Below are 13,621 nucleotides of genomic sequence, written 5' to 3' on the forward strand. Positions count from 1 at the left end.
AGAGAACGTGATCACCAAACTCCTCATCGCCAATCGCGGCGAGATTGCCTGCCGGGTCATCAAGACCGCCAGGCGCATAGGTATTGCCACCGTCGCCGTCTATTCCGATGCTGATCGCGAGGCGCTGCATGTGCGGATGGCCGACGAGGCGGTGCATATCGGCGCGTCGCCGGCCAAGGACTCCTACCTCCAGATCGAGAAAATCATCGCCGCCTGCCAGCAGACCGGCGCGACGGCGGTGCATCCGGGTTATGGCTTCCTCAGCGAGAATCCCAAGTTTGCCGCGGCGCTGGAACAGGCCGGGATCATTTTCGTCGGCCCGCCGGTGAAAGCCATCGAGGCCATGGGCGACAAGATCACCTCCAAGAAGATCGCGGCGGAAGCCGGCGTCTCCACCGTGCCGGGCCATATGGGGCTGATCAAGGATGCCGACGAGGCCGTGACCATCAGCCAGTCCATCGGCTATCCCGTGATGATCAAGGCCTCGGCCGGCGGCGGCGGCAAGGGCATGCGCATTGCCTGGAGTGACGCCGAGGCGCGCGAGGGGTTCGAGCGCAGCAAATCCGAGGCCGCTTCGAGCTTTGGCGATGATCGCATCTTCATCGAGAAGTTCGTTACCGAACCGCGCCATATCGAGATCCAGCTTATCGGCGATCAACATGGCAATGTGCTGTACTTAAACGAGCGCGAATGCTCGATTCAGCGCCGCAACCAGAAGGTCATCGAGGAGGCGCCCTCGCCTTTCCTCGACGACGCCACGCGCAAGGCAATGGGCGAGCAGTCGGTCGCGCTGGCCAAGGCGGTTGGCTATACCTCGGCCGGCACGGTGGAATTCATCGTCGATGCCGACCGCAATTTCTATTTCCTCGAAATGAATACTCGGCTGCAGGTCGAGCATCCGGTAACCGAATTGATCACCGGGCTGGACCTCGTCGAGCTGATGCTGCGCGTCGCCGATGGCGAGAAACTATCGCTGACGCAGGACGAGGTGCAGCGCAACGGCTGGGCGGTGGAAAGCCGGCTCTATGCCGAGGACCCCTATCGCAACTTCCTGCCCTCTACCGGCCGGTTGACGCGCTACCGGCCGCCAACGGAAGAGGCGGGCGATACCCTCGTTGTGCGCAATGATACCGGCGTCTTCGAGGGTGGCGAAATTTCGACCTTCTACGATCCGATGATCGCAAAACTCTGCACCTGGGCGCCGACGCGGCTCGAAGCGATCGACGCCATGGCGGTAGCGCTGGACCGGTTCGAGGTGGAGGGCGTGGGCAATAACCTCGGCTTCCTCTCCACCGTCATGGACCAAGAGCGGTTCCGCGCGGGGACGCTGACCACCGGCTATATCGCCGAGGAATTCCCTGAGGGTTTTCATGGCGCAGACCTCGCCAAAGGTCACTTCTTCGAAGTCGTCGGCTGTGCCGTGATGATGGCGCTGGTGAACGCCGAGCGGGCCGGACAGGTCTCGGTGACCCGCCTCCCCAATGGGCGCGTCGAAACCTATGGCGAATGGGTCGTCGTGGTTGGTGACCGCCACATCCCCGCCGCGGCACGGCGCGTCGAGCCCGAGGGCTATTGGGAATTGAGCTATCTCGACAGCGCCCCGCTGGTTGACCGCTTCGTCTGGTCGCCGGGCGACAGGCTCGCGCGGATCGAGTGGCACACGGAACAGGTCAGCCATCTCAAGGTCACGCCGACCACATCAGGCTTCCGCATCCGCTATCGCGGTGCCGATCTCAAACTCACCGTTGTCCGTCCGCATATCGCGGCGCTCCTGCCGCTGATGCCGATCAAGACCCCGCCCGACATGAGCCGGTTCCTCCTTTGCCCCATGCCGGGGCAGGTCGTCCGCATCGACGTTGCCGAGGGCGATGTGGTCGAAGACGGGCAGACCCTTGCCATTGTCGAAGCCATGAAGATGGAAAATGTGCTCAAGGCCGAGAAGCGGGCCCGGGTCAGCAAGGTGCATGCGGCGCCCGGGGCGGTGCTGGCCGTCGATGCCGTGATCCTCGAATTCGAGGCGCTGTGATGAGCGAGAGTTTCGCCCATTGGGCCGCCCTGGCGCAGAAGGAACTCAAGGACACGCCGGTGTCCTCGCTCGATCGCGACTATGGCGGCATTCCGGTGCAGCCAGTCTATTTCGGCGCGGGCGCCGAGACGCCGGGCATGGAACCCTTCACCCGTGGCGTGCGGGCCACCATGTATGCCAACCGGCCCTGGACCATCCGCCAATATGCCGGTTTCTCCACGGCGCGGGAGTCCAACGCCTTCTATCGCCAGGCGCTGGAGAAGGGACAGAAGGGCCTCTCGGTCGCCTTCGATCTGGCCACCCATCGCGGCTATGACAGCGACCATCCGCGCGTCACGGGCGATGTCGGCAAGGCGGGCGTCGCCATCGATTCAGTGGAAGACATGAAAGTGCTGTTCGACGGCATTCCGCTCGATCAGATGAGCGTGTCGATGACCATGAATGGCGCGGTGATCCCGGTGCTGGCCATGTTCATCGTCGCGGCCGAGGAACAGGGCGTGCCGCAAGGCAAGCTCGACGGGACCATCCAGAACGACATCCTCAAGGAGTTCATGGTCCGCAATACCTATATCTACCCGCCCGAACCCAGCATGCGGATCGTGGGCGACATCATCGCCCATACCGCCCGCCATATGCCCAAGTTCAACTCGATCTCCATCTCGGGCTATCACATGCATGAGGCCGGGGCGACGGCCGTGCAGGAGCTGGCCTATACCCTTGCCGACGGCATGGAATATGTCCGCGCCGCCCAGGCGCGCGGCCTCGATATCGACGCCTTTGCCGGCCGCCTCAGCTTCTTTTTCGGCATCGGCATGAACTTCTTCCTCGAAGTGTCAAAACTCCGCGCGGCGCGCCAGCTGTGGAGCGAGATCATGACCGGGCTGGGGGCGAAAGACGCGCGCTCGAAAATGCTGCGCACCCATTGCCAGACTTCCGGCGTATCGCTGACCGAGCAGGATCCGCATAACAATATCGTCCGCACGACGATCGAGGCGCTGGCCGCGACCCTGGGTGGCACGCAATCGCTGCACACCAACAGCTTCGACGAAGCCATTGCCCTGCCCACGGAATTTTCCAGCCGCATTGCCCGCAATACGCAGCTGATCCTGCAACACGAAAGCCGCATCACCGATGTGGTCGACCCGCTCGGCGGGTCCTATTATGTCGAGGCGCTGACCCAGCAGCTCGTCGAGGGTGCCAAGGCGCTCATCGGCGAGGCCGAGCTGGCCGGCGGCATGACCCGCGCCGTTCAGTCGGGCCTGCCCAAGCTCGAAATCGAAAAGGCCGCTGCCCTGCGCCAAGCCCGCGTCGATCGCGGCGAGGATGTCATCGTCGGCGTCAATCGCTACCGGCTCGATGTCGAGGAGGCGATCGAAGTGCGCGAGATCGACAATGCAAAGGTCCGCGCCGAGCAGATTGCGCTGCTACAACGTGTCAGGTCCACGCGTGACGAAGACAAATGCCAGTCCATGCTCGCCGCGCTACGCGAATATGCGGCCAAGGACGAGGGGAACCTGCTCGAAGCGGCGATCGAAGCCGCTCGCGCCCGCGCCACGCTGGGCGAAATCTCGGCCGCCATGGAAGACGTGTTCGGCCGGCACGCCGCAGTGACCCGCGTCATCTCCGGCGTCTATGCCGGCGGCTATGGTGACGATCCGGAATTCGCCTCGGTCTCGGCGCATATCGAAAATTTCAAGCGTTCGCGCGGCCGGGCGCCGTCCATTTTCATCGCCAAAATGGGCCAGGACGGACATGATCGCGGCGCCAAAGTCATCGCCTCGGCCTTTGCCGACCTGGGCTTTACCGTCCACATGGGCGACCTGTTCGAAACCGCGCCGGAAGTCGCTGCGCATGTGGATGACCTCAAGGTCGACGCCGTGGGCGTCTCCTCATTGGCCGCCGGCCACAAGACGCTGGTGCCCGAGCTGATCCAGTCGTTGAAAGATCGCGAGCTGGGCGAGGTCACCGTCATTGTCGGCGGCGTCATCCCCGAGCAGGACTATGATTTCCTCTACGAAGCGGGTGTCGCCGGCATTTTCGGGCCCGGCACCAATGTGCTCAGCGCCGCCTTTTCAGTGCTCACCGAAATCGAGGGAAGGCTATCCAACCGATGATCGGCCGGATCAATCACATCGCCATTGCTGTGCCCGACCTCTCCGCCGCCTCGGCGAGATATCGTGACCTGCTCGGCGCTCATGTCAGCCAGCCGCAGCCCCTGCCCGAACATGGCGTCACCGTAGTCTTCATCGACACCGGCAATTCAAAGGTGGAACTGCTGGAGCCGCTGGGCGCAAACTCTCCCATCGCCGCCTTCCTGGACAAGAACGCCTCCGGCGGCATGCATCACATCTGCTTCGAGGTGCCCGATATTCTGGCCGCCGCCGCGACACTCATCCAGGGCGGTGCCCGCGTGCTGGGCGATGGCAAGCCCAAAACCGGCGCCCACGGCAAGCCGGTACTCTTCCTCCACCCCAAGGATTTCGACGGCACGCTGATCGAACTGGAAGAGGTCTAGCCACAAGCCATCCCACAGACTCGATGTCGGGGGCGTCAGCCTTCTCCCCTTGAGGGAGAAGGTGGCTCGGCGCAGCCGAGACGGATGAGGGGTCTCTTCCATGCCTCTGGCAGAGGATGGCGCAGCACCCCTCACCCTGCTTTTCGTCTGAACGACGAAAAGCTGTCCCTCTCCCTCAAGGGGAGAGGGTAGGCACAGAGTTGCCGGTCTAACCCTTTGCCGCAATCACCAGCGAAGACGTCACTTCCAGCGCCCGATCATCCCGTGCCGCCACCACATCCCCTGCCCCGGCATGCCGTGCAATCACCTCGTCCCGCTCGCGGATCAGTGCCTCGATCTCCGGCTGATACTGCGTCAACACCGCAGTCAGCCAGCGGTTAACCAGATAGCTCGGCTTGGCCAGCTGCATGTCGAAGCGCGGCAAAAGGTCAATCGTCGGCGCGGCGTCGAGCCAGGTGTCGCCGACCACCCATCGGTTGACCGTGAACAGCCGGTGCAGCTTGCCATAGGCGTCGACGCCCACCGCAATCAGGTGATGCACCGGGCCCTTGGCGCCATCGGGCCGGACGAAGCAATGATAGTGGCCATGCTCGGTGTCATCGGCCGGCGGCAGGTGGCAATGGTAATACCACTGGCCACCGCTCTCGGGATCAAAAACATCGCCAGGCGGATAGTGTTCCCAGGCGGTGACGGGCGCATCGCGCAGGGTTTCGCGCAGCACATTCTCACCAGACTTGGCAAGAAGCCTTTCGCAATAGGCGGCTTCCTGCGCCGCGCGCTCGCGTTCTGCGTCCATCCCGGTCTCCTATTGCGCCCCTGCCGCACAGGGATTGGAGGGTGCGCCGGCAGCACAGGGATTGGCAACAGGCGCTGGTGCCGCAGCCGGCGCCGCCGCAGGCGCACCTGCCGCACAGGGATTGGCCGGAGCCCCCGCAGCGCAGGGATTGGCAGCGGCCGGAGCCGGCGCCGCAGCCGCAGCCGCACAGGGGCTACCAGCGGCACATGGGTTTGCCGGAGCGCCGGCTGCACAGGGGTTGGCGACCGGTGCAGGGGCACCAGCTGCACATGGGTTACCCGCAGCGCAGGGATTGGCCGAAGCGGCGGCAGCGGGAACCGGCGCGGGCGCGCGGGAGCCGGCCGTCACATGGTCGGCAGCTACGGCGGCCGTGGCGACGAGGGCGGCAGCGCCGAAGAGAAGTGTGTTACGCGCGCTCATTTGGACTTGAACCCATCCATGCCAAAGACCGGGCGCAGAAAGATACCACCCAGGCTACCTACGAAAGCTGCGGCAAACCACAGCCAGCCATGCACGCTGCCCGAGGCAATGCCGGAGAACAGCGCGCCGATATTGCAGCCAAAGCTGAGGCGTGCACCATAGCCCATCAGCACGCCGCCGATGGCTGCCGCCAGCAGCGACAGCAGGGGCAGCGCCGCCTTGGGCGCGAATTTTCCTGCCAGACCCGCCGCGAGAGCCGCGCCAAGGATCAGGCCGAAGTCCATGACCGACGTCGAGTCTTCGAGGACGCTGGCCTGCAGGGCCTGGGCCTGCGCCGGCCAGGTCCAGAATTCCCAGGTCGCCACCGGCACGCCGACGGCCTGGGCGATCTTGGCGCCCCAGAGGCCAAAGCCATAGGTGATCGACCAGGGATGGCCAGCGACCAGGAGGGTCACGATGTTGAGGCCAGCCAGCGCCAAGCCGGCGCCGACCAGCGGCCAGGGACCACGCAGGAAGCGCGTCCAGCCGCGATTGGCAGGAGCCTTGATGGTTTCAAGCCCGCCATGGGCGCGGCGTTCGACAAACACGGTGATCAGCGCCACGGCGGCGAGACCGGCAAAGGTCACGACCAGCGCCAGCGGCACGCCAAGGCTTGCGCCCAGGCTGATCGCCGGCAGCGACGGCTGGGTCAGCCAGAAGGGGAGATGCGCCGTACCGAGCAGGGCGCCGACGATGAAGAAGACCAGCGTCACCAGCATGCGGGCGCTGCCACCACCAACGGTGAACAGCGTGCCCGAGCCGCAACCGCCGCCCAGCTGCATGCCGAGGCCAAACATGGCCGCGCCGAGCAGCACGGAAACGCCCACCGGCGCCGTTGCGCCGGCCAGCGGCTGGCCGAAGGGATTGCCCAGCGTCAGCAGCGGAATGAAGGCCAGCGCCGCGACGCCGATCATCAGCATCTGGGCACGCATGGCGTGACCACGCTTTTCGACGACAAAGCGGCGCCAGCCACCGGTGAAGCCGAAGCTGGCGTGATAGAGCGTCAGCCCCATCAGGCTGCCGATGAGGAAGAGCGCCGCCTGGCGCAGGTCGACCAATTGCCAGATGGCTAAGGTGCCGAGGGCGAGGGCAAGGCTGGCAAACCAGACCGGGCCGCGGTCGAAACGGATGGGCGCCGGGCGCAAGGAGCCCGCAGTCGTATCAGTCATAATGTCCCCAAACAAACGACCTTGCCCGGACAGGGTCCGGGCAAGGCATTCAAACTATTTCAGATCAATCAGTTGGTGACAACCGGGCGGCTCGGGTCCGAGGTCCAGTCGGACATCGAGCCATCATAGAGGCGCACATTGGGCAGGCCTTCGACTTCCGACAGGCCGAACCAGGCGATGGACGCCAGATGACCGGTGTTGCAGAAGGAGATGAAGCCTTCGCTGTCGTTGACGCCGGCATCCCTGGCCAGCTGGGCGATGATGTCGGCGCTGGCAAAGGCCGGCTTTTCGGCATCATAGAACTTGTCGAAGTTGATGTTGACGGCCGACGGGATGTGGCCAAGCGACTGGACCGTATTGGTCTTTTCCTGGCCGATGAACTGGGCCACCGAGCGGGCGTCGATCAGGTTGGTATCATTGGCGATGGCTTCGTTGACTTCGGCCACTTCGGCGCGCAGCTCCGGGCGGAATTCGGCGTCGAATGTCGCGGCAACCGGGGTCACTGCATCGGTCGAGAGCTCGCCATCGGCCTTGGCCCAGGCAGCATAGCCGCCGTCGAGGATCGAGACATTGTCGTGGCCATAGACCTTGAAGGTCCAGTAGACGCGGGTGGCGCCACCAAAATCGGAGGCATTGGCGCCGCCGGTCAGGATGACGACATGGCTGTCATTGCTGACGCCGAGGCCGGACACCAGGGTCTCGATGGCGTCTTCGGTCGGCAGCAGGCCGGGAACATTGTTGACATTGGCGCGCCAGCCCGAGGCGGCATAAGGCGCGGCAACGGCGCCGGGCACGTGGCCGGCGGCATAGAGGTCGCCGGCTTCGGTCGCGTCGCGAATGTCGAGCACGACAAGGCTCGGGTTGCCGAGGTGATCCTTGAGCCAGGCGCTGTCGACCAGCGGCTGCTCGGTCAGGCGTTCGGCATGGGCAGCGCCCGTCAGCAGCAGTGCGGCAGCCATTGCGGCGCCAGCTAGATTGAGACGCATGGGAAACTCCTTTGAACGCCTGAGTAGAATTGGCTGCAATATGTCATGCCTTGCCCGCGCGCGCCGCTTACGCGCTTCCAAAGGCGGGTAAGGGAATGAAAAATCTATCTATTCAGTCGAGATTGTAGCGAAGAATTGTTCCCGACCCCGTCTGGCCGGTTCTGGCGCCAGCGACGATACTGTCGACAAATCAAACAAAAGACCTAGCCCCATGTCCTCCCTGCTCCGCCTCGCCCTCATTGCCCTGCTCGCTTTTTCGCCCGTCGCGCTCCAGGCGCAGGAGACGGCACCGACGCAGGCAGCAGCCGGTGCGGTCGTGACGGATTTCAAGGACGAGGCAGCGCTCAACGCCCTCGCCGCCGAGGGCAAGACGGTCGTCTTTTTCTACGCCGCCTGGTGCCCCAATTGCCGCGCCACCATCACCGAGCTCAACGCCCGCTGGAGCGAGGTGAACCCCGACCTGACGCTGGTTATCGCCGATTACGACAAGGAAACCGCACTCAAGGGCAAGTATGGCGTGACCTATCAGGACACGTTCGTTTTGCTCGACGATGCGGGCGACGGCATCAAGACCTGGAACAGCGGCGGCGTCGACGGCCTGAACTCTAACACCGCCAGCTAAACTCGATGCTCGTCACCATCGGCTTTGCCTTCCTCGCCGGCGTTATCACGGTGCTGTCGCCCTGCGTGCTGCCGCTGCTGCCGGTCATCCTCGGCTCGGCCACACAGGAAGGCCGCGCCCGGCCAATCGGCCTCATCATCGGCTTCGTCGGTTCCTTCACCGCCGCCACGCTGGCGCTGAGCTATCTGGTGCGTTCGCTCGGCGTCTCGCCCGACCTCAATCGCATTCTCGCCGGTTCGGTGCTGATCCTGCTCGGGCTGATCCTTGCCATTCCCTTCCTGCACCGCGGTTTTGAAAACCTCGCGGGCAATCTCGCTAACAAGCTCCCCGTGCCGCAGAACCAATCGGGCTTCGGTGGCGGGCTCGCCATCGGCGCCGGCCTCGGCCTCGCCTGGAGCCCCTGCGTCGGGCCGATCATGGCGTCGGTCATCACCCTGGCGCTCAACCAACAGGTCGATAGCGGCGCCATTGCCGTCACCCTCGCCTTCTCGCTGGGCACGGCCCTGCCCATGGCAGCCATCATGCTCGGTGGCCGGCAGCTGGCGCGACGCCTCAGCTGGTTTCAGTCCAATGCCGGTCGCATCCAGCAGGTTTTGGGTGCCATTCTCGTGCTGACGGGCCTCGCCATTTTCCTCGGCTGGGATCGGCAAATCCAGATCCTGCTGTTGACCTGGTTCCCCGGCTGGGAGCAGGCGCTGATCGGTTGGGAGCCGAAACCAGCACTCTGAAAGGGAGACGACAAGAAGTCGTCCAGCATGCTTACGGCTTGATGGCCAGCATGGTCGCCGCCTCGTCCAGATCGATGACCTGTTCGACTACGCTCCTTGCAGCCGAGGCATCCCGCTCGCCGACGGCGGCCACCAGAGTGGTCAATTTGCCAAGCGTGTCAGCCAGATAGTCCCCTGCCCCTGCGCTTTGGCGCAGCGCCAAAGCCAGCGTCAGTTCCACCACGCCGGTCACGCTGCGCATCAGCACATTGCCCGAGGTTTCCGCCAGGGTTCGATGAATTTCGAGCGCCGCAATACCGTGGTTTTCGAGATCGCCACCGGCGCTATCCATCTGATGCAGCCAGTATTTCATGACGCGGATATTCTCTGCCGTGCGCCGCTGCGCCGCGAGGAACGCCGCCCTTGGCTCGAGCGCCCGGCGCATGTCGAACAGACTCTCGTAGAAATGCCGATCCGGCCTGGCATAGAAATGCCAGGACAGCACCTGCGGATCAAAGAAACTCCAGCGGCTCATCGGCGATACACGGGTCCCGACCTTGGGCCGCGCTTCCACCAAGCCCTTGGCCTCCAAAGTTTTCAAGGCCTCGCGTAGGACGGTCCGCGACACGCCATAGCTCTCCATCATCGCCGCATCGCTGGCCAGAATGGAACCGACCGGAAACTTGCCGGTGACAATGCCCAGCCCGATTTCATTGATGACGAAGTTATGGAAATTCCGTGCAGCCGGTCGCCCGGATAGCGAGCGAATAAGGCTGCCTGCTTCGATCATTCTAGACTTTCTCGGGCTGGTCTTCCCGGGGTGCAGACGCCGCAAAAATGATGCGCTGCAACACGATAAACAAAAACAGCAACACGCCGATCACGATCTTGGTCCACCAGCTCGACAGCGTGCCATCGAAGATGATGTAGGTCTGGACAAGGCCCAGCAGCATGACGCCGACGAAAGTGCCGAGCACGAAGCCATAGCCGCCGGTGAGCAGCGTGCCGCCGATCACCACCGCGCTGATGGCGTCGAGCTCCACGCCCACCGCCGCCAGCGGATAGCCCGCTGATGTATATAGCGAAAAGACGATTCCCGACAGGGCCGCCAAGACGCTCGACAGCATATAGATCTGCACCGTCGTCCGCGCCACCGGCACGCCCATCAGCGAGGCCGAGGTCGGATTGCCGCCCAGGGCATAGACATAGGAGCCGAACCGCGTCCGATGCGCCAAGAGCGCGCCGACGAGGAAGATAAAGACCATCAACAGGCCGATGAAACTCAACCGGCCTCCGCCCGGCAGGCGGATGATCAGGTCGGAGATCAGCCCGTAGAACTCGTGGTTGATCGGCACGGAATCCTGGGTGATGACCGAAGCGCCACCGCGGGCGAGGAACATGCCGGCCAACGTCACGATGAAGCTGGGCACCTGCAGATAGTGGATGGTCAGCCCCATGGCCGCGCCGAACAGGGCGGCGACCCCAAGCGCGATCACGAAGGCGATGAGGGGATGGATGCCGAGCCAGCTGATTAGCACCGCGACGAGCACGCCGGTGAAACCGATCACGGCGCCCACCGACAAGTCGATGCCACCCGAGATGATGACGAAGGTCATGCCCACGGCGGCGATGCCGAGAAAAGCGTTGTCGGTCAGGAAGTTACCGAGCACGCGGGTCGACAGCATGCCGGGAAACTGGAAGACGCTGAGGCCATAGGCGATGATGAAAATGACGGCGGTCGCGGCCAGCGGGCGAAGGGATCGTTTCATTTGGGTTTCGCCTGACGGGGACTGCGCTTGAAAAAGTCGAAGGCGGTGCCGACCAGCGGCGATTGCAGCATGAGGATCAGGATGATCATGCCGGCCTTGACGATAAGGTTGAACTCGGGCCGGAAGCCGGAGACTAGGATGCCGGTGTTCATGGCCTGAATGATCAGCGCGCCAACCACCGCCAAGGGAATCGAGAAGCGCCCGCCAAGCAAGGACGTGCCGCCAATGACGACCGCAAGAATGGCATCGAGCTCGAGCCAGAGCCCGGAATTGTTGGCGTCTGCACCCCGGATGTCGGCAGCAACGACGATGCCGGCGATCGCAGCGCAGAAGCCCGACAGCGCATAGACCAGCATCAGCAGCATGCGGCTATGGATGCCGGCCAGTGAAGCCGCGGCGCGATTGACGCCGATGGCCTGGATGAAAAGTCCAATGGCCGTGCGCTTGACCACCAGCGTCACCAAAAGCATCAGCACCAGCGCGGTGACCGCCGCCATGGGGAAACCAAGGAAGGAGCCGGTGCCGATAAAGATCAGCGCCGGATCGTTGAAAGTGACGATATAACCCTCGGTGATGAGCTGGGCGATGCCGCGGCCGGCCACCATCAGCACCAGCGTGGCGATGATCGGCTGGATATCGAGCACGGCGACGAGAAAGCCATTCCACAAGCCGCAGACCAAGCCGACCGACAGCGCCGCGATGACGGCAATCGGGGTCGGATAGCCCGCAACGACCATGGTCGCGGCCACCGCGCCGCAGACCGCCATGATGGCGCCCACGGATAGATCCACGCCCTTGGTGGCGATGACGCCGGTCATGCCGATTGCGAGGATCGCCACGGGTGCGCCGCGATTGAGCACGTCGATCATCGAGCCGAACAGGCGACCGTCCTGCCAGGTGATGCGGAAGAAATTGGGAAACAGTGCCCAGTTGATCAGCAGCACGGCGGCCAGCGCCAGCAATTGCGGATTGGCCAGGCGTTCGAGATGGAGCCGTTTCATGGCACGGCCTCTTCGGGATTATTGGCGATCGCCTGGACGATGACGCCGGGATTGATGTTGCGGCCGCGCAGTTCGGCGACCATCTGGCGGTCGCGCATCACCACGATGCGCGAGGAATAGGCCACCACTTCGTCGAGCTCGGAAGAGATGACCAGCATGGCCATGCCCTCGTCGCGTAGGCGGTTGATGGTGCGGACGATTTCGGCATGGGCGCCGACATCGATGCCGCGGGTCGGTTCGTCGAGAATAAGAAAGGCCGGGTCGGTGGCCAGCCAGCGCGACAGGATGACCTTCTGCTGGTTGCCGCCGGACAGAAGCTTGACCGGCATGTCAAGCGAGGCGGCGCGGATATCCATGGCCTCGCCGAAGCGGCCAGCGATTTCCAGCTGTTCGTCGCGATTGAGCGCCTTGAACCAGCCGAGCTTGCCCTGCAGGGCAATCACGATGTTCTCGCGCACCGAGAGGTCACCCAATATGCCCTCGGCCTTGCGGTCCTCCGGGCAGAAGCCGAAGCCGTGCTTGATGGCGTCGGTGGTCTTGCGGATGGCGCTGGGCTGGCCATTGACCGCAACCGTGCCCTGATCGGCCGGATCGGCGCCGAACATGATGCGCGCGACTTCGGTACGGCCGGAGCCGAGCAGGCCCGCTACACCGACCACCTCGCCCTTGTGAATGGTCAGGTCGAACGGCTGAACGCTGCGCTTTTTGCCATAGGACCTGAATTGCAGCAGCACCTCGCCCGCCGTCTCGCTGGGCTCCACATCGGTGGCGCCGGAAAAGGCAATGTCCTTGCCCAGCATCAGGCGCACCACGTCGGTGCGGCTCAATGCATCGAGCGGACGCGTGTCGATCAGCTTGCCATTGCGCAGCACGGTGACGCGATCGGAAATGGCGAAGACCTGGTCGAGAAAATGGGTGATGAAGATGATGGCAAGGCCCTGTGCCTTGAGCCCGCGCACCACTTCGAACAGGCGGTCCACTTCGTTGCGGTCAAGGCTTGCCGTCGGCTCGTCGAGAATGAGCACCTTGCCCGAGAGCTGCACGGCGCGGGCGATGGCAACGATCTGCTGCACGGCGACCGAATGAGTGCCGAGTTCGCTGGATGGATCGATGTGCAGGTCATAGCGCGCGAGAATGACCCGCGCCTCGGCCTCCATCTTGCGGAAATCGACAAAGCCCCAGCGCAGCGGCTGGTGGCCGAGGAAGAGGTTCTCGGCGACGGAGCGGTTGGGCAGGAGATTGACCTCCTGATAGACCGTACCGATGCCGAAGGTCTGGGCGTGCAGCGGATTGTCGAGCGAGACCTCTGTGCCATCCACATAGATGCCGCCACCGTCAGGCTGGTAGGCACCCGTCAGGATCTTGATCAGCGTGGATTTTCCGGCCCCGTTCTCGCCGAGCAGGGCATGCACCTCGCCGGCCCGCAGGCCAAAGTCGACATTGTCGAGCGCGACATGATTGCCGAAAATCTTCATGACGCCGCGCGCTTCGAGCACGTATTCGCCATCCGCCATGCCGCCCCTCCCCCTTGTCACCGTAGCCGCACCAAATGCGGTGTCACCCCGAGCTCG

At 63.9% G+C, this 13,621-nt stretch carries 13 protein-coding genes; 5 read left to right on the forward strand and 8 right to left on the reverse strand.

Annotated features, from left to right (window positions below; translation table 11 throughout):
• The first annotated feature begins 7 nt into the window (after positions 1-7).
• The 3 genes from P0Y65_14975 to mce are packed head-to-tail and all read left to right on the forward strand — an operon-like array spanning position 8 to position 4,541.
• On the forward strand, positions 8-2,026 hold the full coding sequence (locus P0Y65_14975) for an acetyl/propionyl/methylcrotonyl-CoA carboxylase subunit alpha (protein WEK03489.1): 2,019 nt from the start codon (positions 8-10) through the stop codon (positions 2,024-2,026).
• The gene (scpA, locus tag P0Y65_14980; GenBank protein ID WEK03490.1) at positions 2,023-4,140 is read left to right on the forward strand and encodes a methylmalonyl-CoA mutase; all 2,118 of its coding nucleotides are present in this window, start codon (positions 2,023-2,025) and stop codon (positions 4,138-4,140) included. Before P0Y65_14975 ends, scpA begins: the two co-directional genes overlap by 4 nt.
• Positions 4,137-4,541 carry a methylmalonyl-CoA epimerase gene (gene mce, locus P0Y65_14985; GenBank protein ID WEK03491.1) on the forward strand — a complete coding sequence of 135 codons (405 nt, stop codon included), beginning with the start codon at positions 4,137-4,139 and terminating at the stop codon, positions 4,539-4,541. The genes scpA and mce overlap by 4 nt, the downstream gene beginning before the upstream one ends.
• Before the next feature lie 208 nt (positions 4,542-4,749).
• Here the strand turns inward: mce and P0Y65_14990 are convergent, their stop codons facing one another.
• From P0Y65_14990 to P0Y65_15005, 4 genes are all read right to left on the reverse strand, one after another.
• Positions 4,750-5,337 carry a hypothetical protein gene (locus tag P0Y65_14990; protein WEK03492.1) on the reverse strand — a complete coding sequence of 196 codons (588 nt, stop codon included), beginning with the start codon at positions 5,335-5,337 and terminating at the stop codon, positions 4,750-4,752.
• A gap of 9 nt (positions 5,338-5,346) precedes the next feature.
• Positions 5,347-5,757 carry a hypothetical protein gene (locus P0Y65_14995; protein WEK03493.1) on the reverse strand — a complete coding sequence of 137 codons (411 nt, stop codon included), beginning with the start codon at positions 5,755-5,757 and terminating at the stop codon, positions 5,347-5,349.
• Entirely contained in the window at positions 5,754-6,965 is a 1,212-nt protein-coding gene (locus P0Y65_15000; protein ID WEK03494.1) for a YeeE/YedE family protein, read from the reverse strand. The genes P0Y65_14995 and P0Y65_15000 overlap by 4 nt, the downstream gene beginning before the upstream one ends.
• Before the next feature lie 68 nt (positions 6,966-7,033).
• Entirely contained in the window at positions 7,034-7,951 is a 918-nt protein-coding gene (locus P0Y65_15005; GenBank protein ID WEK03495.1) for a sulfurtransferase, read from the reverse strand.
• A 211-nt stretch (positions 7,952-8,162) separates the two neighbouring features.
• Between P0Y65_15005 and P0Y65_15010 the strand changes: the two genes are divergently transcribed.
• Positions 8,163-8,573, forward strand: coding sequence for a thioredoxin family protein (locus tag P0Y65_15010; GenBank protein ID WEK03496.1), 411 nt, complete (start codon positions 8,163-8,165; stop codon positions 8,571-8,573).
• A 5-nt stretch (positions 8,574-8,578) separates the two neighbouring features.
• A complete protein-coding gene (locus P0Y65_15015) occupies positions 8,579-9,301 on the forward strand; it encodes a cytochrome c biogenesis CcdA family protein (protein WEK03497.1) in 723 nt (240 codons plus the stop codon).
• Between the two features lie 31 nt (positions 9,302-9,332).
• Here the strand turns inward: P0Y65_15015 and P0Y65_15020 are convergent, their stop codons facing one another.
• Genes P0Y65_15020 through P0Y65_15035 form a run of 4 tightly spaced genes read right to left on the reverse strand, consistent with a single transcriptional unit; the run spans position 9,333 to position 13,564 of the window.
• Positions 9,333-10,070 carry a FadR/GntR family transcriptional regulator gene (locus tag P0Y65_15020; protein ID WEK03498.1) on the reverse strand — a complete coding sequence of 246 codons (738 nt, stop codon included), beginning with the start codon at positions 10,068-10,070 and terminating at the stop codon, positions 9,333-9,335.
• 1 nt (position 10,071) lies between these two features.
• On the reverse strand, positions 10,072-11,049 hold the full coding sequence (gene yjfF / locus P0Y65_15025; GenBank protein ID WEK03499.1) for a sugar ABC transporter permease YjfF: 978 nt from the start codon (positions 11,047-11,049) through the stop codon (positions 10,072-10,074).
• Positions 11,046-12,050: an ABC transporter permease gene (locus tag P0Y65_15030; GenBank protein ID WEK03500.1), complete on the reverse strand. Its 1,005-nt coding sequence runs from the start codon at positions 12,048-12,050 to the stop codon at positions 11,046-11,048. The genes yjfF and P0Y65_15030 overlap by 4 nt, the downstream gene beginning before the upstream one ends.
• Positions 12,047-13,564: a sugar ABC transporter ATP-binding protein gene (locus P0Y65_15035; protein ID WEK03501.1), complete on the reverse strand. Its 1,518-nt coding sequence runs from the start codon at positions 13,562-13,564 to the stop codon at positions 12,047-12,049. Before P0Y65_15035 ends, P0Y65_15030 begins: the two co-directional genes overlap by 4 nt.
• Positions 13,565-13,621 lie beyond the last annotated feature (57 nt).

Source organism: Candidatus Devosia phytovorans (assembly GCA_029202405.1).
GTDB classification, from domain to species: Bacteria; Pseudomonadota; Alphaproteobacteria; order Rhizobiales; family Devosiaceae; genus Devosia; species Devosia phytovorans.

Coding starts and splice junctions, on each gene's coding strand:
- mce (WEK03491.1), top strand. CDS start 4,137: ATGATCGGCCGGATCAATCACATCGCCATTGCTGTGCCCGACCTCTCC.
- P0Y65_14990 (WEK03492.1), bottom strand. CDS start 5,337: ATGGACGCAGAACGCGAGCGCGCGGCGCAGGAAGCCGCCTATTGCGAA.
- P0Y65_14995 (WEK03493.1), bottom strand. CDS start 5,757: ATGAGCGCGCGTAACACACTTCTCTTCGGCGCTGCCGCCCTCGTCGCC.
- P0Y65_15000 (WEK03494.1), bottom strand. CDS start 6,965: ATGACTGATACGACTGCGGGCTCCTTGCGCCCGGCGCCCATCCGTTTC.
- P0Y65_15005 (WEK03495.1), bottom strand. CDS start 7,951: ATGCGTCTCAATCTAGCTGGCGCCGCAATGGCTGCCGCACTGCTGCTG.
- P0Y65_15010 (WEK03496.1), top strand. CDS start 8,163: ATGTCCTCCCTGCTCCGCCTCGCCCTCATTGCCCTGCTCGCTTTTTCG.
- P0Y65_15015 (WEK03497.1), top strand. CDS start 8,579: ATGCTCGTCACCATCGGCTTTGCCTTCCTCGCCGGCGTTATCACGGTG.
- P0Y65_15020 (WEK03498.1), bottom strand. CDS start 10,070: ATGATCGAAGCAGGCAGCCTTATTCGCTCGCTATCCGGGCGACCGGCT.
- yjfF (WEK03499.1), bottom strand. CDS start 11,049: ATGAAACGATCCCTTCGCCCGCTGGCCGCGACCGCCGTCATTTTCATC.
- P0Y65_15030 (WEK03500.1), bottom strand. CDS start 12,050: ATGAAACGGCTCCATCTCGAACGCCTGGCCAATCCGCAATTGCTGGCG.
- P0Y65_15035 (WEK03501.1), bottom strand. CDS start 13,564: ATGGCGGATGGCGAATACGTGCTCGAAGCGCGCGGCGTCATGAAGATT.